General features: G+C 65.3%; 13 protein-coding genes. 7 read left to right on the top strand and 6 right to left on the bottom strand.

Annotated features, from left to right (window positions below; genetic code table 11):
* Positions 1–22 precede the first annotated feature (22 nt).
* The 3 genes from QOL79_RS13270 (at position 23) to QOL79_RS13260 (ending at position 4,125) form a co-directional block, all read left to right on the top strand.
* The gene (locus QOL79_RS13270; RefSeq protein WP_058456289.1) at positions 23–1,204 is read left to right on the top strand and encodes an aromatic ring-hydroxylating oxygenase subunit alpha; all 1,182 of its coding nucleotides are present in this window, start codon (positions 23–25) and stop codon (positions 1,202–1,204) included.
* A 99-nt stretch (positions 1,205–1,303) separates the two neighbouring features.
* On the top strand, positions 1,304–2,524 hold the full coding sequence (locus QOL79_RS13265; RefSeq protein WP_058456290.1) for an FAD-dependent oxidoreductase: 1,221 nt from the start codon (positions 1,304–1,306) through the stop codon (positions 2,522–2,524).
* Positions 2,521–4,125 carry a phytoene desaturase family protein gene (locus QOL79_RS13260; RefSeq protein WP_058456291.1) on the top strand — a complete coding sequence of 535 codons (1,605 nt, stop codon included), beginning with the start codon at positions 2,521–2,523 and terminating at the stop codon, positions 4,123–4,125. Before QOL79_RS13265 ends, QOL79_RS13260 begins: the two co-directional genes overlap by 4 nt.
* Here the strand turns inward: QOL79_RS13260 and QOL79_RS13255 are convergent.
* The 6 genes from QOL79_RS13255 to QOL79_RS13230 all read right to left on the bottom strand — a co-directional run bounded on the left by QOL79_RS13255 (position 4,087) and on the right by QOL79_RS13230 (position 15,364).
* On the bottom strand, positions 4,087–5,379 hold the full coding sequence (locus QOL79_RS13255) for an APC family permease (protein ID WP_058800178.1): 1,293 nt from the start codon (positions 5,377–5,379) through the stop codon (positions 4,087–4,089). The genes QOL79_RS13260 and QOL79_RS13255 overlap by 39 nt on opposite strands.
* A 56-nt stretch (positions 5,380–5,435) precedes the next feature.
* Entirely contained in the window at positions 5,436–7,784 is a 2,349-nt protein-coding gene (locus tag QOL79_RS13250) for a TonB-dependent receptor (RefSeq protein WP_197410169.1), read from the bottom strand.
* Between the two features lie 197 nt (positions 7,785–7,981).
* Positions 7,982–9,577, bottom strand: coding sequence for a tetratricopeptide repeat-containing sulfotransferase family protein (locus QOL79_RS13245; protein WP_058456294.1), 1,596 nt, complete (start codon positions 9,575–9,577; stop codon positions 7,982–7,984).
* Positions 9,574–11,106 carry a DsbA family protein gene (locus QOL79_RS13240; protein WP_283419895.1) on the bottom strand — a complete coding sequence of 511 codons (1,533 nt, stop codon included), beginning with the start codon at positions 11,104–11,106 and terminating at the stop codon, positions 9,574–9,576. Before QOL79_RS13240 ends, QOL79_RS13245 begins: the two co-directional genes overlap by 4 nt.
* Before the next feature lie 128 nt (positions 11,107–11,234).
* Positions 11,235–12,638, bottom strand: coding sequence for a M48 family metalloprotease (locus QOL79_RS13235; RefSeq protein ID WP_502957493.1), 1,404 nt, complete (start codon positions 12,636–12,638; stop codon positions 11,235–11,237).
* Between the two features lie 116 nt (positions 12,639–12,754).
* Entirely contained in the window at positions 12,755–15,364 is a 2,610-nt protein-coding gene (locus tag QOL79_RS13230; protein WP_283419894.1) for an Rne/Rng family ribonuclease, read from the bottom strand.
* A gap of 610 nt (positions 15,365–15,974) precedes the next feature.
* On the opposite strand from QOL79_RS13230, the gene QOL79_RS13225 reads away from it, so the two are divergent.
* The 4 genes from QOL79_RS13225 to QOL79_RS13210 are packed head-to-tail and all read left to right on the top strand — an operon-like array spanning position 15,975 to position 21,911.
* The gene (locus tag QOL79_RS13225; RefSeq protein ID WP_502957492.1) at positions 15,975–16,883 is read left to right on the top strand and encodes an N-acetylmuramoyl-L-alanine amidase family protein; all 909 of its coding nucleotides are present in this window, start codon (positions 15,975–15,977) and stop codon (positions 16,881–16,883) included.
* A gap of 55 nt (positions 16,884–16,938) precedes the next feature.
* Positions 16,939–18,192 carry a D-arabinono-1,4-lactone oxidase gene (locus QOL79_RS13220; protein WP_283419893.1) on the top strand — a complete coding sequence of 418 codons (1,254 nt, stop codon included), beginning with the start codon at positions 16,939–16,941 and terminating at the stop codon, positions 18,190–18,192.
* Positions 18,189–19,334: a DSD1 family PLP-dependent enzyme gene (locus QOL79_RS13215; RefSeq protein WP_283419892.1), complete on the top strand. Its 1,146-nt coding sequence runs from the start codon at positions 18,189–18,191 to the stop codon at positions 19,332–19,334. Before QOL79_RS13220 ends, QOL79_RS13215 begins: the two co-directional genes overlap by 4 nt.
* 60 nt (positions 19,335–19,394) lie before the next feature.
* Positions 19,395–21,911 carry a penicillin-binding protein 1A gene (locus tag QOL79_RS13210; RefSeq protein ID WP_283419891.1) on the top strand — a complete coding sequence of 839 codons (2,517 nt, stop codon included), beginning with the start codon at positions 19,395–19,397 and terminating at the stop codon, positions 21,909–21,911.
* The last annotated feature ends 3 nt before the right edge of the window (positions 21,912–21,914 follow it).

Here is a 21,914-nt window from a genome sequence, read left to right as displayed (position 1 = left end):
ATCGTACAACAAGGAACGAACCATGGCAACGCTGCGCGACACCTTCGACACCATCGACCCGCTCCCCACCGATTCGCTGGACGGCTGGTCGCTCCCCGCCTGGACCTACAGCGACCCCGACTTCTACGCCGCCGAAATGGACCGCATCTTCCGCCCGAGCTGGCAGGTCGTCTGCCACGACAGCGACATCCCGAACACCGGCGACTGGCATAGCATCGACTATTGCGGCGAGAGCGTGATTCTCGCGCGCGGCACCGACCGCGTCGTGCGCGCCTTCACCAACGTCTGCCGCCACCGCGGCTCCCGCCTCGTCGATGGCGCGACGGGCTGCGCGAAGAAGCTCGTCTGTCCCTATCATGCCTGGACCTACGAACTCGACGGGCGGCTCTCTGGCGTACCCGACAGCGCGAGCTATCCGACCCTTGACAAGGACAAGGCCGGACTCGTGCCCGTCGGGCTCGAACAATGGCGCGGCTTCTGGTTCGTTCGGCTGGAGGACGATGGCGGCCCGTCGGTTTCTGGCATGATGGCGCCCTATGAGGCGATGATCGACCCGTACCGTTTCGAGGAACTCGGCGCGCTGGGCCGGGTCACCATGCGCCCGCGCGCGGTGAACTGGAAAAATGTCGGCGACAATTATTCCGACGGTCTCCACATCCCGGTCGCGCATCCCGGCCTCACCCGCCTGTTCGGCAAGAGCTATGGCGTCGAGGCCGAGGATCGTGTCGACCGCATGTGGGGCGATCTGATCGACCGCCCGTCGGTCAACTGGTCCGAACGCATGTACCAGCGGCTGCTGCCGCCGGTGCCGCACCTACCCGAAACCCGTCAGCGTCACTGGCTCTATTTCAAGCTGTGGCCGAATGTCGCTTTCGACATCTATCCCGACCAGGTCGATTTCATGCAATGGCTGCCGACCGGACCGACGAGCTGCCTGATCCGCGAAATTTCCTATGTGCTCCCCGATGAGCGCCGCGAGATGAAGGCCGCGCGCTATCTCAACTGGCGGATCAATCGCCAGGTCAATGCCGAGGACACCGAACTGATCACGCGCGTCCAGATGGGCATGCAGTCGAAAAGCTTCTCGATGGGCCCGCTCAGCGACAAGGAAGTGTGCCTCAAGCATTTCTGCTCGCGGATGCGCGACCTGATCCCCGAAGCGCGGCACGAGCAGGCTCCGCCGCCGGGGTGGAGCCGGGCATGACGATAATTTTCCCGTTCGCATCGAGCGAAGTCGAGATGCCCATCGGGAGTGCGCTGCCTCACGGTGTCTCGACTTCGCTCGACACGAACGGAGACTGATATGGCTGACGTTCGCCGGGTCATCATCGTCGGCGGCGGACCCGCCGGCATGGTCGCGGGGCTGCTCTTTGCCCGCGCCGGCGTTCCCGTCACCATCCTCGAAAAACATGCCGATTTCCTCCGCGATTTCCGCGGCGACACCGTACACCCCTCGACGCTCGAGCTATTCAACGAGATCGGGCTGCTCGAAGAGTTGCTGAAGGAACCGCACGCTGCGATCGACACGATGACGCTCGATCTGCTCGGCGGTCAATATACGATCGCGACGATGAAGCATCTTCCCGTCGCGGCACGCTTCGTCGCGATGATGCCGCAATGGGATCTGCTCGATTTCATCGCCGGACAGGGCAAGCGCTACCCGACCTTCGACCTGCGCATGTCGACCGAGGCCACCGGGCTGACTAGTGATGCCGCGGGTCGGGTCAGCGGCGTGACGCTCGCGACCGGGGAGACGCTGCCCGCTCGCCTCGTCATTGCCGCCGACGGCCGCCGCTCGGTGCTGCGCGACGCCGCCGAGCTGCCGCGGGAGGATCTCGGCGCGCCAATGGACGTGCTGTGGTTCCGCGTCCCCGTTCCCGCGGGCATGGATATGTCCGAGGTCGCGCTCGGCACGATCGACAAGGGCGGCATGGTCGTCGCGATCCCGCGCGGCGACTATTGGCAATGCGCGCAGATTATCGAAAAGGGAGGCTTCGCGCCGATCGAGGCGCGCGGGATCGCCGCCTTTCGCGATCGTATCGTCGAGATTGCGCCGGGCCTCGCCGCCGGCATCGATGCGATCCAGAGCTTCGATGATGTAAAATTGCTCTCGGTTGCGCTCGACCGGCTGACGCGCTGGTCGCGTCCCGGCCTGCTCGCGATCGGCGATGCGGCGCATGCGATGTCGCCGGTCGGCGGCGTCGGGATCAACCTCGCGGTACAGGATGCCGTCGCGGCGGCGAACATGCTCGCCGCACCGCTCGCCGCAAACGCCGATCCCGATCCGCTGCTCGCGACGGTGCAGGCGCGCCGCTGGACGCCGACCACGCGGATGCAGGCGATCCAGCGTTTCGCGCACCAGCGCGTCATCGAACCGATGCTGCGCGGCGAAATCACCCGCGTGCCCTTCGCCGTCCGCCTGCTCGATGCCATCCCCCTGCTCCGCCGCATTCCGGGCCGTATCCTCGGCCTCGGCTTCGGCCGCCAGCATGTCCAATCCCCGCTTGCGAAAGAATTTTCATGACCAAAGCCTATGACGCCCTGATTATCGGTGCCGGCCACAACGGCCTCGTCTGCGCCTTCTATCTCGCGAAGGCGGGGCTCAAGGTCCGCATCGTCGAGGCGCGCGACGTCGTCGGCGGCGCCGCGGTGACCGAGGAATTTGCGCCGGGGTTCCGCAATTCGGTCGCGAGCTACACGGTCAGCCTGCTCCAGCCGAAGGTGATCGCGGACATGAAGCTCGCCGATCATGGCTATCGCGTCATCGAACGCCCGATCAGCAATTTCTTGCCGCAGGAGGATGGCGGCTATCTGAAGCTCGGCGGCGGGCTCGAACGCACGCAAAAGGAATTTGCGCGCTTCTCGGCGCATGATGCCGCGCGCCTGCCCGAATATTATGACATGCTCGAGGGCGTCGCCGACGTGCTGCGTGACCTCGCGCTCAAATCGCCGCCGAATGTCGGGGATGGGTTCAAGACATTGCTCGACGCCGCACGGCAGGGGCGCGGGCTCACCAAACTCAGCCTCTCGCAGCAGCGCGACGTGCTCGAACTGTTCACCAAGTCGGCGCGCACCTTCCTCGACAGCTGGTTCGAAAGCGAAGCGGTCAAGGCCGCCTTCGGCTTTGACGCGGTCGTCGGCAACTACGCCAGCCCCGATACGCCCGGCAGCGCCTACGTCCTCCTCCATCACGTCTTCGGCGAGGTGAACGGCAAGAAGGGCGCGTGGGGCCACAGCGTCGGCGGCATGGGCGCGATCACCCAGATGATGGCGAAGGTGTGCACCCAGCTCGGCGTCGAGATCAGCCTCGAAAGCCCGGTCGACAAGGTGCTGGTCGACGGCGGCAAGGCGGTCGGGGTCAAGCTGGTTGGCGGCGAGGAAATCGCCGCCACGCGCGTAATAGCCAATGTCGGGCCGAAATTGCTCTACGAACGGATGTTCGACGAAGGCGATATCGCCCCCGAGTTCCGCCGCCGCATCAAGGCGTTCAAGGCGGGCAGTGGCACCTTCCGGATGAATGTCGCACTCAGCGAGCTGCCGAAATTTACCTGCCTGCCCGAGCCCGGCGAGCATCACCAGTCGGGGATCATCATCGCCCCGACGCTCGACTATATGGACAAGGCCTTCCTCGACGCGAAAGAGCGTGGCTGGTCGAAGAAGCCGATCGTCGAAATGCTCATCCCCTCGACCGTCGACGACAGCTTGGCGCCTCCGGGCCAGCATGTCGCGAGCCTTTTCTGCCAGCAATTCGCGCCCGAGCTTCCGGGCGGCCGCGACTGGGACGCCGAGGAGGGCAAGGCCGCCGATACGATCATCGACACCGTCGAGGCGCATGCTCCCGGCTTCCGCGCGTCGATCGTCGGGCGCCAGATCCTCAGCCCCAAGGGGCTCGAACGCAAGTTCGGCCTCGTCGGCGGCGACATCATGCACGGCAATATGAGCCTCGACCAGCTCTGGGCCGCGCGCCCGGTGCTGGGCAACGGCGGCTATCGCGGACCGGTCAAAGGACTCTATATGTGCGGTGCGGGCACGCACCCGGGCGGCGGCGTGACCGGCGCACCGGGGCACAACGCCGCGCAGGTGATCCTACGCGATCGGGGCTTCTTCGCGCCACGCTGGCGCTGAGCGACGCATCAGGAAATAGATGGGAAGCCCCGCCGCGGTCATCGCCAGGCTCCACAAGCTCGCCTCCAGCCCGGCGCCGTAAAAAGCCCAGCAGCTATAGGCTGCACCGACGAGCGTGACCGCCGCGAAGCCCGGCGACACGCGCAGCTCGCCGCGATGTTCGAGCTTCAGTGCGGCGAGGCTGCCGACGACATAGAGGATGATCGCCGTCGAGGTCGTTACCAGCACCATGAAGGTGAAGAGCCCGGCCAGTCCGCGCGAATAATTGGCGTAAACGACGAAGCTCGCGAGCGCGCTCGACAGGATCTGTGCGGCGAGGGGCGAGCCGAACCGGTTGTCGTGGCCGAGCAGCGACGGGAGAAGACGGCGGTGCGCCAGTTCGCGGGGAATCTCGCCCTGTAGCAGGACGAAGCCGTTGAGCGCGCCGAGCGCGGCGATCGCAGCGAAGATCGCGACGACGTCACCCGCCGTCGGGCTTACAAAGGCGCCGAAGAAGGTCGCATAGGCCGCGTTGGACTGCTGGAGCGTGTCGACCGGCAGCAGCAAGGTCACCGCGGTGCAGGAGAGGAGGTAAAGCAGGCCGGTCGCCGCCGCCGCGATTAATGTCGCGCGCGGGATCGTGCGTTCGGGATCCCTTACGCGATCGCCGACAATTGCCGCGCTTTCGAAGCCGAGCAGCGCGAACAATGTCAGCGTCGCGGCGCCGCTGATCGCCGACAGGCTGACCGGCGCGGTGTGTGCCATCCCCTCGACGCGCGCCTCACCCGTACCGAGCAGCCATAGCGCGACGCCGATGGCTCCGATAACCGGCACCAGCTTTAGCAGGAGCGTGATTACCTGCGTATTCCCCGCACGCCGCACGCCGGTGAGGTTGATCAGCGTAAAGAACCACAAAAAGCCGATCGCAAGCAGCGCCGCGAGTGGCCCCTTCTCCCCCAGCCGCGGGGCAACGACGGACAGGTTGCTGATCGCCGCAACCGCCAGCGTCGCGTTCGCGGTCCAGCAGCTGATCCAGTAGCTCCACGCGACGATGAAACCGACCCCGGGACCGAAGGCCGCATTGGCATAGGTGAAGGCCGCACTGCCGCCCGGCAGGCGGCGCGACAGGCGCGCAAAGATCAGCGCGAGGCACAGCGTTCCGGTGATCGTCACGCCCCAGCCGATCACGGCGTTCCACCCGAGCGGGGCAAGGTCGCGCGGGAGCAGGAACACCCCCGACCCGATCATATTGCCCATGCCGAGCGCGATGCACATCAAAAGGCCGAGCTTTTGGCCCGGCCTTTCGATTGGGTTGGCGGTTTGCACGGCGATCAGAACTTGGCGCCAGCCTTCAATCCGAAAATTCTCGGCTTCGTAGGATAGAGCCTGGCGTAGGAACCGCAGATGCTTGGCGCGCAGGTGACGTTTTTGCTGAGAATTCCCCGTTCGTCGAAGATGTTCTGAACATAGGCGCCGATCGAATAGTTGCCCCATTCGTAGCCGAGAGAGAAGTCGGCGGTCACGAAGCCCTCCGTCGGTCCGATCGCCGTTGCGTCGGCGGGCACCAGGGATGAGATCGTCCCGCTTTGATAATTGACCCCGGCCTGGACATAAGCCTCGTTCTGGCCGAACCGGAAGACATAGCGGGCACTGCCGTTAACCTTCACCTTCGGCGTAACCGGCAAGCGCGAACCCGACGCCGCGATGATCGAACCACCATTCGCGGGATCGCACCCGTTGATGACATCGCAGAACGGCTTGGTGAGTTTCGCGTCGACATAGGTGCCGGATGCGGCAAGCGTCAGGTCCCCGAGCCGCCAGTTGATATCGGCTTCGATCCCGCGCGATCGTGCCGCCCCCGCGTTGACGGTGTAGAAAATACCCAGAAGACCGGGAAGGCTATATTGAACATCCTTCCACTCTTCCCAGAAGAGCGCACCGTTGATTCGGAGTTTCCGGTCAAAAAATTGCGTTTTCCAACCGATTTCATAGTTGGTCAGCGTGTCGGCCTGGTAAGGCGGGATGCTTTGAAGCTGCCCCAGTGCGAAGGCGTCGCGGTTGTTGCCGCCGGGCCTGAAACCGGTCGAATAGGTCGCATAGAGCATCCGGTCGTCGTCGACCTTCCACGTCAGGTTGACCTTGTGGGTCTCGCCGCTTTCGACATATTTCTTGTCGATGTTGGGGCATTCCTGCGCCGTCGTGCCGGTGCATCCAAAGACGGTGATCTGGCGGTCGACGGCGCCCGCACCGCCCGAAAACCCTTCGAGCGTATTGTGCGCGATGAAACCGCGGATACCGCCGAGCAGGGTGAGGTTGGGCAGAATGTCGAAAGCCGCCTCGCCGAACACCGCATAGTCGCGGTCGACGCGGTGAATTTCGGTGTAGAAGACATCGTTTGGACCGCCGCCGGGGACTGGCGGGCTGAACGGGGCAACGGCGTCGCTGAGCCCCTCCGTAATATATTCGGCGATGCGATCGTCGACCTGGCGCTGCATGAAGATGCCGGCCGTCATGCGGAAACGATCCGCGGCGGGCGAGCTTACGCGCAGTTCATGCGCCATTTTCTCATATTTGTCGAAGCCGCGAACCGTCTGGGTCGGATCAATGTCGTTGCCCTGGCTGTCGACCAGATAATTATAGTCGACATAACTGTCATAGGCGACGTTGAAGTAGGAATAGTCGGCGAAGCTGTCGAACTTGCGGTTGAAATAGGACCCCGAATAGGTCACGTCCCAGTCGCTGAGCTTGCCCTGGATCGTGAGCGACGCGAGATACCATTTGTCGAGCGTCCGGCTGGGCACGAAGTCGTGGTTTTCGAGATCGCCCGCGCGCGGATCGAACAGGAACTGGCCGTTCGTCTTTTGATGCTGATAGATCAAGGCCGGCGTCACCGTCCAGTCATCGTCGAGCTCGATTCCCAGAGCGGCGCGGCCGCCATAGGTTTCGACATCATTGTAATCATCCTCGGCCAAGTCGGCGTTGGAAATGGTCAGGGGCGCGTCGCCGCCGGTCGTCGTGTTGGGGCGCAAATAGGTTCGGGTGGCGAGGGTGTTGTCGATATAGCCGCCCTCGCGTTCGTAGAAGCCCATCACGCGCAGCGCCATGCGGTCATTGAGTGGCAGGTTTACATAGCCTTCGAGCGAGCCGCCGAAGTCGCCATCGCCATATTTGTTGACTTCGGCGTCGACCGAACCCGAGAAGCCGCTTGTATCGGGCTTGTTGGTGATGAGCCGCAGCGTACCGGACAGCGAACTGGCGCCATAAAGCGTACCTTGTGGGCCAGCGAGCGCTTCGACGCGCGCCATGTCATACGCGTGGATGTCGACCGAGCTGAAGATGGTCGTGACGGGAATTTCGTCGATGTAGAGACCGCTGCCGGGAAGTGGTCCCGAAGCGAGGCCGTCGCCGCCGGTTGCAATGCCGCGGAAATAAAGCTGCGACTGTCCGGGGCCGAAGGACTGATAGCTAACGCTGGGAAGCAGCTTCACATAGTCGTCGAAGCGCGAAACCTGATTTTGCTCAAGCGCGTCGGACGTCAGCGCCGTGATGCTGATCGGTACGTCCTGAATATTCTGTTCGCGCTTGTTCGCGGTGACGACAATTTCGTTGCCGTCGTCGGCATTGGCCTGCTGGGCCATGGCGACGCCCGATGTGCAAAGCATCGTCGTAGCCAGCAGCATGCCGCCGGCTTTTGTAATAGTCTTGTTGGACAATCGCATATCAGACCCCCTCGCATACGCCGATGCGTCATTAGCCGCGAGGTCTTGATCGAACGCAAGGATTGTTCGATCAGCAACTTATGGTGCGGCGCGAAATAATATGCATTGTTGCCGAATAGCAACAATTTTGCGGCGCACTTGTGACCGGAAGAAACGGCTCAGGCGGGATAATCGTCGACCACGTCGCCCAGCGCATCGCGAAGGGGCTGAAGGTAGGCTCGGTACCGTTTCCAGGCACCGACGCCTTCGCGGTTGATCGGCCGCCGCACCTGTTCGGAACTGGCCGTCTGGACGGCACGGCCATTTTCGTGGAACCGCAGGCATGCAGGGTCGTAATCGAGCCCGATGTGGGCAAGCAGCGACCGCACTTCCGCCTCCGGATCGTCGAGCAGCCGTTCGTGAAAAACGCGATGGATACGCCCCGGAAGCACCGCGTCGAAATGATCCATCAGCGCGACATAGTCGGCATAGTAACGGCCAAGATCAACGAGGTCGTAGGAGAAGCCCTGGCCGCGCGCGAAATGCTGCCGAAAGTTGGAGAAGCAGCAGTCGAGCGGGTTACGGCGCGCGTCGATGATTCGCGCGTTCGGCAGGATGAGATGAATGAAGCCGGCATGAAGCCAGTTGTTCGGCAGCTTGTCGATGAACAGCGGCTTGTCCGATTTGCGATGGACACGCGTGCGATCGAGATATTCCGAGCCGAGAGCGGCCAGCGTCGCCGCATCCATGCCGACGATCCCGCCATGCGCGGCCTTTGCGCGCGCTGCGATGACGGGGAGGTCGGGCAACTCCATGGTGCCTTCGATCGCCGGGTGGCTCGCCAGTATCTGTTCGATCAACGTCGATCCCGCGCGCGGCATGCCAAGCACGAAGATCGGATCAGACGCGGGCGTCCCGACGCCCGCGCGGGCCGACAGAAATTCGGGTGTGAACAGGCCGATCGCCCGATCGACCTGTGCGCGCGTATCATCGCGATCATAGTCGACCAGCGGTCGGCGGAGACGGTTGCCTTCGGCATAGTGGGCAAAAGCTGCGGCGACATCGTCCGCATCGTCATGGGCCTTGCCCAGCGCGAAATGGAGATGGAAGCGATCTTCGTCGGTCAGGGTGGAGCCAGCGAGGGCGTCGGTCATGGCCGCGATGTCCGCCGCGCTGAATCGCACCGTCTTCAGATTGGCCAAGCTCCACCACGCTTCACCAAGGCCGGGTTGCAGGTCGATCGCGCGGCGATAGGCCGATATGGACTCCGGCTGGCGACCGACGGTTTTGAGCATGTGTCCGTAAGACATCCAGATCTTCGGATGGTCGGCGCGCTTTTCGAGCACCGATGCATAGATTTCCAACGCCTCGTCATATTCGCCGATCCGGCCGAGTGCCGCGGCGCGCAGATTGGCATTTGCCATCCGGCCCGGGTCGGCGGCCGCGATTTCGTCGAGGATGGGGATCGCTTCCGCCGACCGCGCCTGTTTGTGCAGGACCATCGCGAGGTTCGACTTGGCGGTCAGGAAATCGGGTGCTAGCTCGACGGCCCGGCGAAGCAGCTTCTCCGCGTCCTGCATGCGGCCGATTCGCCCTGCCAGTTCAGCCAGCATGCGCATGGCGACGACGTCAAACGGATTCTGCCTGAGCCGGCCCTTGAGAAGCGGCTCGGCATCGTGGAGGCGGTTTTCGGCGAGCGCCTCGGCGGCCGAAAGCATCGCCGGGTTGCGCATCGCGGCGTCAATGGCTTGCTGCGCGGTGGTCGCGCCGATCATGCCTTCGATCGCGCCTTGGCGATCGCGCGGCGCAGCGCGTCATAACCGACCTGGCCCTGGAACAGCTGGTCGCCGACGATCCAGGTCGGGGTCGCGTTTAGCTGCAACTGCGTCGCGAGCGCGAGGTTCGAATCGATCTCGCGCTGGAACAAGGCCTCGTTCGCGGTCGCGTCGGCGCTGCCGTCGGTGACTACGCCGGCGCGCGAGGCGGCGGACGCGATCGCCGACGGGTCGAGCGACGACGCCTGGAACATTGCGTGGTGGAAGGCGTCATATTTGCCTTGCCGCGCGGCGGCGAGCGCCATGATCGCGGCGTCGCGGCTCTGCGGCGAGATGATCGGCAGTTCGCGAAACACGACCTTCAGCCGCTTGTCTTCGCGGATCAGCCGGTCAACGTCGGGAACGCTCGCGCGGCAGAAGCCGCAGGCATAATCGGTGAAGACGACGAGGGTAACGTCGCCGTCGGCATTGCCCGCCCAGGCACCGGCATAGGGCTTCTCGAGCGCCGGACGCACCGCGTCGACGGCCTTCGCCATTTCCTTGTTCCGCTGCGCCTCGAAGGCTTCGGGCACGATCTCGGGGTGCGCGCGAATATAGTCGGCGACGATCGTCTCGACCTCGCTCTTGCTCATGCCTCCGCCGAAGCGGCCGCCGAGCCAGAAGGCCGCACCAAGCAGCAACAGCGCGCCGAGCGCAACTGCCCAGAGCGGTGCAGGCAGAGTGGGCGCCGCGGCGGCGGGACGCGACGTTGCCGGACGATAGGGCGTTCGCTCGTCATCGGCCGGCCCCGAAACCGACGGCGGCGGCGCTGCCGAAGCAGCCTTGGTCCGCGCTGATTTCGCGGGACGCCGCGCAGCTGCCTCAATTGATTCGCCAGCGAACAGCGGCAGATCGGGAGCCGCTGCCGGCGCCTCGGCGATGCGAGCCCCCGCTTCTTCGCGGGCGAGCAGTTGCTCGAGCCCCGACGGCGGCGGTGCCAGTTCCTCGCGCGGTGCGGGCCGCAGCTTGGTCGCAGCACCGCCGATCCCGTCGCGGATCGTTTCGCCGCCGGCCCGCGCGGCGTTGCCGATGCCGGCCTTCGCCTTGTCGGCAACCTCGCCGAGCCCGCGCCCGGCCTCTCGCGACAATCGCGAAACCTTGTCGCCGATCGCCATCTTGTCCCACGCCTCGCCGCTCGCGCGGGCGGCGGCACGGCTCGCTTTCGCCGATCCACGCCCCACCGCGCGGGCGGCGCGGGCGATCAGTTCACCGGTTTTCGCGGCAAGTTCGCGCGAACGGCGCGGGATTTCCATCGCTTCGACACGTGCAGGAATGTCGGCCCGCTCGCCGACGTCGATCGTCCAGTCGGCGAAGGCTTCGGCGCCGTCGCGGATGCGGTCCCACAGGTTCGCGGCCCCTGCCTTGATCGTTTCGGGTTTGACTAGCGGGTCACGCGGCTTGTCGCCCGCCCTGTAGCGCGCGAGGTCGATGCCGACCGGCGGTTCGTCCTTCGGCTTTGCCAATCCGCCCTGGTCAAGCGTGTCGCGCATGGGTGCGCTCCCTGGCGTCGGGGCCGGGTCGCGCAGCCACGGCTGGTAATAATCGTCTTTCCTGTCAGTCACTTGTCGCCCTTGTGCATCGCCGACGGCGATGCGTCCCCATCGTATCTCGTTCGAATCTAGCGTCTTTTGCGCGCCTGTTCCACCTCGGCGCGCGACACCAGCGCAATATCCTGTGCACGGATCCAGTCGGGCGACCCTTCGGCCAACCCCTGCATCGCGGTTTCGGCATTACGCAGCGCCAGCGCCGACTGTCCACCCTCAAGGCTGTAACGCTCGGCCGAAGCGAGCGCCGCGCGCGGCTGGTCGCCCTTGTTCGCGTAGACGATGCCGAGTTGGTACCAAGCGAAAGGATTCTGGTTGTCGAGCGCGACCGCGGTCTTGAGCACCTTTTCCGCTTCGGCGAAATTTCCGGGATCTTCGGTCGCGATAAGTGCGTGGCCGAGCGTTGCGGCGATCAGCGGTTGCGAGCGCGAGTTGGCCACCGCCTCGCGCAACGGCGGAATCGCGTCCTTCGGCCGCCCCGATTCAAGCAGGACCTGTCCTTCGAGCTCGAGGAAATAGGGGTCGTGCGGGTTGCTTTTCAGCAACCCTTTGACCTCGCCGAGCGCCTTGTCCGGGTAAGCGCTCTTGTGCCAAGCATAGGCGCGGGCGTAGCGCGCCGGGATGCTCGTGTCGCTTTCAGGATATTTGCGCAAGGTACGGTCGGGGTCGGCGATATAGCCCGACAGTTTCGCCTTGATCCGCTGGAAACGCCCCTCGATCGCAGGGTCGGCGGGTTTGCTCCACGCCGGGTCGACGACATAGACTTCGCGTAGCGCCTGGATGCGATCGCCCGACATCGGGTGGGTACGACCATAGGCCTGATCGTCGTCCTGCTTGATGCCATAGCGGAACTCGAGATTCTGAAGCTTCTTGAAGAAGGCGAGACTGCCGCGGCCGCTGATCCCGGCCTTCGACAGATATTGCGCGCCCGCCGCGTCGGCGGTCGATTCCTGGACGCGGCTGAAGGCGAGATATTTGCCGAGCGCGGCCTGCTGGCCCGCCATCAAGATACCCATGCCGGCCTCGCCGCCGCCCGCCGCCATCGCCGCTGCGCCGAGCAGCAGGCTGAGAAGCGAAATGCCGGTCGCGGTTTTCGCGCCCTCGCTCGCCCGGATCGCGTGGCCGCCCATGACGTGCCCGAGTTCGTGCGCGAGCACGCCCTGCACTTCTTCGGCGCTGTCCGCAGCCTCGATCAGCCCGCTGAAGACATAGATGTCCTGGCTGCCCGCGACGAAGGCGTTGATGCTGCGGTCGCCGAGCAGGTGAACACGCACCTGCCCCGGCTGGAGCCCCGCCGCGACGAGCAGCGGATCCATCATGTCCTGGAACAGCGCCTCGGTCTCGGCATCGCGCAGGATCGACTGCGCCATTGCGGGGCGCACGGCAACGGCGACCATCGCCACCAAGGTCAAGAGGATGCGCGGCAACGCACGAAGGCCATGCGCCCGGTGCGCCTTGTACGACGGGGAAGCGGTCATTGCCGACTGTCTCGCGCCGCGCGCCTGAACCTCGAGTGAAGCCATGGAAGGCTTATTGGGGTTCAGCGCGCGCGGACGCAAGGTCAGCGTGTCGTTTCTGCGGTCAACCGCGTCGATCAGTTGCCAAAGGTGCGCTGCCACCAACCGCGACGAGGTTCGCCGTCGGGGCCGGTGCTGTCCTCTTGACCATCTGCGGCAACCGTTTCCCGGTCGCTCGTCGTCGCTTCCTCGGGCGCAGCCTCGACCGCGACGGCCTTCTTCGTGCGGCTCGCACGCTTTTTGGGCGCGGGCTTGACGATTTCGGCATCATCCTCGGGTTCGACCGCCGGTGCTTCGGCAGCGGGCGCCTCGACGGCTTCGGGCACCTCGGCCTCGGCAGCCGCAGCAGCCTTGGTCTTGCGCGGTGCGCGCTTGCGTTTCGGCTTCTCCTCGGCGGCGGGCGATTCCTCGACAGCCGGCTCGGGCGCAGCTTCGGTGGGGGCAGCTTCTTCCTCGCTCCCTGCCTCGGCTTCGACTTCCTCGACCTTTTTGCGACCGCGTCCGCCGCGACGGCGCTTGGGCTTCGCCTCTTCCCCTTCGGCCGCTACCGGAGCAGCCTCTTCGGCGGCCGCTTCGCGGGGATCTTCGCCAATGTCCTCGCCATCGGCAGCCTCACCCTCGGGCGCTTCGCTGCCTTCCTCATCGCGGCGACCGCGACGTCCACGGCGACGACGGCGGCGGCGCTTGCGGCCCTCGCCATCCTCGCCCTCTGGGCGTTCCTGTCGTTCGCGGCGTGCGGGGCGCTCCTCGGCTTCGGCCTCCCCGGCCTCTTCCTCTTCTTCCTCGTCCTCATCGACGAAATCGTCGTCGTCATCCTCGATCGGGGCGATCGGCGCGAAGCTGCGGCGGGCGACGGGCGGCGGCCCGCCAACCTCGATCGCCATGCGCGCGCCCTCGGTCTCGCCATCGGGCAGGATTTCGACGCTGACGCCGTAGAGTTCCTCGATCTCGCGCAGCTCGCGACGCTTTTCGTTGAGGAGGTAGAAGGTCGCCTCCTGGCTGGCGCGCAGGATGATCTTGCTGCCCTTGCCGCGTGCGGCTTCCTCTTCGATCAGGCGCAGCGCACTGAGGCCAGCCGAGCTGGCGGTCCGGACGAGGCCCGTGCCCTCGCAATGCGGGCAGGGGCGGGTCGAGGCTTCGAGCACGCCGGTGCGCAGGCGCTGGCGGCTCATCTCCATCAGGCCGAAGCCCGAAATGCGGCCGACCTGGATGCGCGCGCGGTCGTTCTTCAGCGCATCCTTCATCGCCCGTTCGACCTTTCGGACGTTCGAACCATGATCCATGTCGATGAAGTCGATGACGATCAGCCCGGCCATGTCGCGCAGGCGGAGCTGGCGCGCGATCTCGTGCGCGGCCTCGAGATTGGTGTTGAGCGCGGTCTGCTCGATATTATGCTCGCGCGTCGACCGCCCCGAGTTGATGTCGATCGACACCAGCGCCTCGGTCGGGTTGATCACCAGATAACCACCCGACTTGAGCTGGACGACGGGATTGAGCATTCCCGCGAGCTGGTCCTCGACGCCGTAGCGCTGATAGAGCGAGACCGGGTCGGCATATTGCTTCACGCGCCGCGCGTGGCTCGGCATCAGCAGTTTCATGAACTGCTTGGCCGCCTTGTAACCCTCGTCGCCCTCGACGAGCACTTCCTCGATATCCTTGTGATAGATGTCGCGGATCGCGCGCTTGACGAGGTCGCTGTCGGAGTGGATCAGCGCCGGAGCGCTCGACCCCAAGGTCTTTTCGCGGATCTCGTCCCACAGGCGCGCGAGATAGTCGAAGTCGCGCTTGATCTCGACCTTGGTGCGGCTCATCCCCGCTGTGCGGACGATGCAGCCCATCGTCGGAGGCAGGTTGAGTTCGTCGATCATCGCCTTCAGCTTGCGGCGATCGGCGCCGTTCGAAATCTTGCGGCTGATCCCGCCACCGTGCATCGTGTTCGGCATCAACACGCAATAGCGCCCGGCAAGCGACAGATAGGTGGTGAGGGCGGCGCCCTTGTTGCCGCGTTCTTCCTTCACGACCTGGACCAGCATCACCTGACGGCGGCGGATGACGTCCTGGATCTTGTAGCGGCGGCGCAGCGACATGCGATTTTCGCCGTCTTCGTCGTCGCCCCGGCGGCCACGGCCACCCTTGCGGCCATTGCGTCCGCCCTTGCTCCGCCCGCGGCGGCGATCGCCGCGGCCGTCCCTGGCCTCTTCGCCCCCGTCTTCGCCGTCGGCCTCGCCATTGTCTTCGGCGTCGTCATGCTCATCGTCGCCGTCTTCGCCCACCGTTTCGGGCGCGCGCGGGGCGTCGCCATTATCGTCACCATTATCGTCGTCATGATATTCGACATCGGCGACGTCGCCTTCGAGCTCGTCGAGGTCATCCTCGGCGCGCTGCGCCGCCGCGGCGGCATGTTCGGCCTCTTCGCGAAGCAGCGCCTCGCGATCTTCCTTCGGAATCTGGTAATAGTCGGGGTGGATTTCGCTGAAGGCCAGGAAACCGTGGCGATTGCCGCCATATTCGACGAACGCCGCCTGCAGGGACGGTTCGACGCGGGTAACCTTGGCCAGATATATATTGCCCTTGAGCTGCTTGTGCTCGGCGGACTCGAAATCAAACTCCTCGATGCGGTTTCCCTTGGTGACGGCGACCCGGGTCTCTTCCCGGTGCCGCGCGTCGATCAACATGCGCGTGGTCATTAGTATCACTCCAGGCGCGCAGTGGCGCGCCAAACAGAAAGGCCGCGACCATCCTTGGCGGACGGCGGCGGTCGATAGGGTTCAAAGAAAAAAAGACGTTATTGCCGCGCGGGGCCCGCGTCCGGTCGTGGACGCGCATGCGGTCTTTCGCCGCGACACATGCGGAAGCAAAAGCCTCCGCGTCGCGATCGAAAGAGGGCATGGCAAGCCTCATACGGCATCAACCTGTTTCGGGGCGGACGGGAAGCCGGGGCAATTTTTCGTTGGAAAAATCGCGTCAGCCGCCCGATCAGCCGGGTGGATCGACGGAGCGAGATTTTCGGCAGGTCCGGCACCGGGGCGGCCATGATCCGCGATTCGCGAGATCAGGCCTCTTCCCCTCAAAAGGCCGGACGGAGCCGGAAAGTCCTCCGTCGTGGCAGGGTGCTAGCATCGGCATGGGCCGACGGCAACCTCCACCACCCGATAAAGATGGGAGAGTGTGACCACATTGCAACCATCTCGCCGCATTCTCCCGTCTTTGCCGCACGCGTCCGGCGTGGTTAACCGCCGTTTGACACAGGCCGGCTAATAAGGGATTTGCCCTGTTGGATTGCCCCGGCACCATGGAATGACGATGATCCTGCCCTTTCTCCTCGTGGCAATCGCACCGGCCCCGGCGCTTCCGGTCGAAGCCGCGCTGCATCCTCGCCGGAGCGAAGCGGCGCGACACGCCGGTTTCTTGCGGGCCGATCGCCCGAAAAAGCGCTACAGCGTCACCGTTCCGATCGGCAAGCCGAAGCCCGCGGTGTCGCTGCCGCGGATCGAAGGCCCCGACAATCCGCGCCTGCCGCTCGTGGTGATCGACGCCGGGCACGGCGGACACGATCCCGGCGCAACTTCTCCCTACAGCGGCAAGCGCGAAAAGGATCTGACGCTGGAACTGGCGCGCGCGATCCGCGACGATCTGGTCGCCGGCGGCCGCGTGCGCGTCGCGCTCACCCGCTCGGACGACCGCTATCTCGTGCTCGAAGAACGTTACGGCATCGCGCGGCGGCTGAAAGCCGACCTGTTCCTGTCGATCCACGCCGACGCGGCGGAGAACAACCAAGCGAACGGCGCGTCGGTCTATACGCTCTCAGAGGTCGCATCCGACCGCGAGGCGGCGCGGCTCGCGGCGCGCGAGAACAAGGCGAACATCATCAACGGCGTCGACCTTGGCGCGCATAGCAACGACGTATCGTCTATCCTGCTCGACCTCACGCAGCGCGAGACGATGAATGTCGCGTCGGATTTCGCAAGACTGCTGCAGCGCGAGGCAGCGGACGAGATGACCTTCCGGACGACCGCGCACCGTTTCGCGTCGTTCGTCGTGCTCAAGGCGCCCGATACGCCGTCGGTGCTGTTCGAGACGGGCTTCATCTCGAACAGGGGCGATTCCGACTTTCTGACGTCCAAGAGCGGGCAGAAAAAGGTCGCGCGCGGAGTGCGCGACGCGGTGCAAATTCATTTCGCGCGGAAGATCGCCGCCGCGCGCTGAAACGCCTTGACCATCGCGCGGCGCGCCGACAGCTTGCCGGCGACGGGAGAGATCGATGGGGTGGAGCAACTGGTCGGGCAGCGTGACCGCGCGCGCCGAGGTCGCAAGGCCGCAAAGCGAAGACGAACTGGCCGCGCTCGTACGCCGCGCGCGCAAGGTCCGCGCGACCGGCGCCGGGCACAGTTTCATGCCGCTCTGCCAGTCGGACGAGCTGATCCTCGGCCTCGACCGGCTGGCCGGAGAGATGCGGATAGCCGCCGACCGGACCACCGCGCACATTCCGGCGGGCTGGACCATCAGGAAGCTGACCGCAGCGCTTTGGGAGGAGGGGCTGTCGCTCGCCAATCAGGGCGACGTCAATCCGCAGTCGCTGGCAGGCGCGATGGCAACCGGTACGCACGGCACCGGCGTCGACCTTGGTTCGCTGGCGACGATGGCGCGCGGTTTTCGTCTGGTCGGCGCCGACGGCACCGCGCGCTGGTGCGATGCCGCGACCGAATCCGAGCTCTATCAGGCGCAGCGGCTGTCGCTCGGGATGTTCGGGATCGCGACAGAAATCGAGGTCGCCGTCGTTCCCGCCTATCATCTCGAGGAGCGGATCGAGAAAAGGCGCTGGAGCGAGGTGCGCGAAAGCTATGACGAGCTTGCCTCGCAGCACCGCCACATCGAATTCTGGCTGTTCCCGCACGCCGACGACGTGATCCTGAAGACGCTCACGCCGTGCGATCCTTGCGATCCGCCGCCATCGACGACCGACATGGAGGAAAGCGCCTTTCGCCGCGTGCTCCATGTCGCTGCAAAACTGCCCTTCCTCACCCCCTTCCTGCAGCGCGCGATGATGCGGACGCGGTTCGACGGCCATCGCCGCGGCCCCGCCCACGCGATCTTCCCGTCCGACCGGACGATCCGCTTCGAGGAGATGGAATATGAACTGCCGCGCGCGGCGGGTCTGGCGGCGCTGGACGAAGTCGTCGGCTGGATTCGCAAGAAGCGGCTGCCGGTGACCTTCCCCTTCGAATATCGCACCGTCGCGGCGGATGATATCTGGATGAGCCCGATGAACGCCGGACCCGTCGCGGCGATTTCGATGCACCAATATGCCAGGATGCCGTGGCAAAGCCATTTTGCGGGCGCCGAGGCGATCTTCCGCAGCTTCGGCGGACGGCCGCACTGGGCGAAACGCCACACGCTGACGCGCGATGACGTCGATGCGCTTTACCCGATGGCCGAGCACTATCGCACCGCACGCCGCGCCGCCGACCCGCACGGCAAATTTCTCAACGCGCATCTGGAGAGCCTGTTTTCATGAGCGACGATTTGACCCTGCACGCGCATCTGATCGGTCGGCAGCGGTCGCGCGCCGACCTCAACACGCCCGTACTCGTGCTCGACCGGGGAGCGCTCGACCGCAATATCGCCGCGATGGCCGAACTGGCGGCGCGGCATGGCGTGGGGCTCCGTCCGCACGCGAAGACGCACAAGAGCGTCGACATCGCGCTGCGCCAGATCGCCGCGGGCGCACTTGGCGTGTGCTGCGCGAAGATCGGCGAGGCCGAAGTCCTGTGCGATGGCGGGATAACCGGCATCCTGATCACTTCACCCGTCGCGGCGCCGCGTGCGACAGAACGGCTTGCCGCGCTCGCGGCGCGTGCCGTGGGGCTGATGGCGGTCGTCGATCATCCCGCCGTCGCCCGGCGAATCGACGCAGCGCTTGCGACGGTGGGGACGACGCTCGACGTCATCATCGACATCGATCCCGGTATCGCGCGCACCGGTGTGGCGTCGGCGGAGGCAGCGGTCGCGCTGGCGGAGGCGATTGCGGGGCTGCCGAACCTCAATGGGCGCGGCGTGCAATTCTACTGCGGCTCACAGCAGCATATCGAGAATTATGCCGAACGCCGCGCGGCGATCGTCGAACGCACCGGCTATCTGAAGTCGGTGGTGGCGGCCCTGACCGAGGCGGGATTCAAGCCCGATATCGTCACCGGATCGGGCACCGGCACGCACCGGATCGATCTCGACCTCGGCGTCTTCACCGAGTTGCAGGCCGGCTCCTATGTCTTCATGGACAAGCAATATCTTGACTGCGACCTGACCGGCGACGGCAGCACTCCGTTCGAAACCGCGCTCGGCGTCGACGCGCGCGTGGTCAGCGCCAATCATTCGGGACTCGTGACGATCGACGCCGGATTCAAGTCGCTTTCGACCGACGGCGGCGTTGCGGTGGTGCGGCGCGGCGCACCCGAAACCGCGTTCTTCACCTTCATGGGCGACGAACATGCGGCGCTGATCGCGCCGGGCATCGGCGAGCAGCTCATACCCGGCGATCCGGTGACGCTGACAGTGCCGCACTGCGACCCGACCGTGAACCTCTACGATCATTATCATGTCGTCGAGGGCGACACGCTGGTTGCCATATGGCCCGTGAGCGCTCGCGGCAGAGCGCGGTAAGGCAAACCGCCGCAACGCAGCTTCCCTTTCGTTCACGCAGGCTTTAGAGGCTCTTCGCATATGGCTTCCGAGACCGCGTCCCATTTCCGCCTGCGCCTGCGCCGCGACAGCAATGCCGTCATCGCCTGGTTCCGCGAGATGTGGACACGGCGCTGGTTCCGCATCCTCGGCTATCTGGCGGGCGCGGGGCTGCTCGCCATGCTGCTGATCTGGGTGGCTTTCGCGCGCAACCTGCCGTCGGTCGACCAGCTGCGCGATTATCAGCCGCCGCTGCCGACGATGGTCCGCGACGCCGAGGGCAAGCCGGTGCACAGCTATGCGCGCGAGCGGCGCGTCCAGCTCGAATATGCGGAATATCCGCAACTGCTGGTCCGCGCCTATCTCGCGGCCGAGGATCGCACCTTCTTCGAACATGGCGGGATCGACTATCCGGGCATCATCACCGCGATCATCACCAACCTCACCAACAGCGGCCGCCCCGTAGGCGCCTCGACGATCACGCAGCAGGTCGCGAAGAACCTGCTGCTGACCAATGAGGTCAGCTACACGCGCAAGATTCGAGAGGCGATCCTCGCCAAGCGCATCGAGGCAGCGCTGACCAAGGAGCAGATTCTCGAACTCTATCTGAACGAAATCCCGCTCGGCCGTCGCAGCTTCGGCGTACAGGCCGCGGCGCGCGCCTATTTCGACAAGGATGTCGACCAGCTCGCGCTCCATGAAATGGCGTTTCTCGCGATCCTGCCGAAGGCGCCTGAAACCTATGGCCGCGCGCGCAATGCCGACAAGGCGATGGCGCGACGCAATTTCGTGCTGTCCGAAATGTACCGCAACGGCTGGATAACGGCGGCGCAGCGCGACGCCGCGCAGGCGCAGCCGCTCGGCCTTACCAACAGCGGCAACACCGCGATCGCGCAGGTCGGCGGCTATTATATGGAAGAGGTGCGGCGGCAGCTGATCGACCAGTTCGGCGAAACCCCCGAGGACGGTCCGCTGTCGGTCTATGGCGGCGGTCTGTGGGTGCGCACCGCCTATGACGGCAAGATGCAGCAGGCGACGACCAACGCGCTGCGCCGCGGCCTTATCCGCTACGACGCAGGCAAGGGCTGGTCGGGGCCGATCGCGACGATCGAAGCCGACGACCAGTGGCAGAGCCGCCTCGCGTCGAGCTTCATCGGCATTGATTACGACCAGTGGCGGATCGCGGCAGTGCTGTCGAAATCGGCAAGCGCCGCGCGGATCGGTTTCGCCAATGGTGACACGGGCAGCCTGCCCGCGAGCGCGGCGCAGCTCGGCTATCGCAAGAGCGGCGGCCCGGCCTTCTCGGCGCTGCGCCCGGGCGACCTGATCGCGGTCAGGGCGACCGCACCCGGCGTCTATCAGCTCAAGAATATCCCCGAAGTGTCGGGCGGGATGGTCGTCGAAAGCCCGCATTCGGGGCGCATCTATGCGATGCAGGGCGGCTTCGACGTCCGCCTGTCGCCCTTCAACCGCGCGACGCAGGCCGAGCGCCAGCCGGGTTCGACGATCAAGCCCTTCGTCTATGCCGCCGCACTCGACAACGGGATGACCCCCGCGACGATGATCGTCGACGGGCCTTTCTGCGTCTATCAGGGCGCGCGGTTCGGCAACAAATGCTTTCGCAACTTCGGCGGCAGCGCGGGGTCGGGCGAGCATACGATGCGCTGGGGCCTCGAACAGTCGCGCAACCTGATGACGGTGCGGACCGCGAGCCAGATCGGCATGGAACCGGTCGTCGAGACGATCCAGACGATGGGCATCGGCAAGCACGAACCCTATCTCTCGACCGCGCTCGGCGCCGGGTCGACGACGGTCGAGAAGATCACCAATGCCTATGCGATGCTCGCGAACCATGGCCGCGAACTCAAGCCGCGCCTGATCGACTATGCGCAGGACCGCCGCGGCAAGGTCATCTTCCCGAAGAATTGGCGGCCCTGCCAGGGCTGCAACATGAAGGACTGGGACGGCAAGCCGATGCCGCGCTTTGCCAAGACCGGCAAGCAGCTGATGGACCCGATGACGGCCTATCAGGTCGTCCACATGCTCGAGGGCGTCGTCCAGCGCGGCACCGCGGTGCGCCTTCGCGACCTCGGCGTCCCGCTGTTCGGCAAGACGGGGACGACCTCGGGGCCGAAGGACGTCTGGTTCGTCGGCGGGTCGCCCGACGTGATCGCGGGCGTCTATATCGGCTTCGACCAGCCGCGGAACATGGGCGGCTATGCGCAGGGCGGCAGCCTTGCGGCGCCGATCTTCAAGGAATTCTTCCAGGGGTCGCTGATGGATGCGCCGCCGGTGCCCTTCACCGCGCCGAAGGGGATTCGCATGGTGCGTATCGACCGCCAGTCGGGCCGCCGCGTCTATGGCAGCTGGCCGGGCACCGACCCCAAGGCCGCGATCATCTGGGAAGCCTTCAAGCCCGAAAGCGAACCGCGCCGCACGATCCGTGAGGACGAAATCAAACCGATCAAGACGCCGAAACGGTCGACCGGCCCTGCGCAGAAGGGATCGTCGGGCCGCACCGACACCGACTTCCTCGACGACCGCGGCGGGATTATCTGACGC

The organism is Sphingopyxis sp. Geo48 (assembly GCF_949769155.1).
Lineage (GTDB): Bacteria > Pseudomonadota > Alphaproteobacteria > Sphingomonadales > Sphingomonadaceae > Sphingopyxis.
The sequence above is the reverse complement of the archived record's forward strand: the minus strand, read 5'-3'. Positions and strand labels throughout refer to the sequence as shown.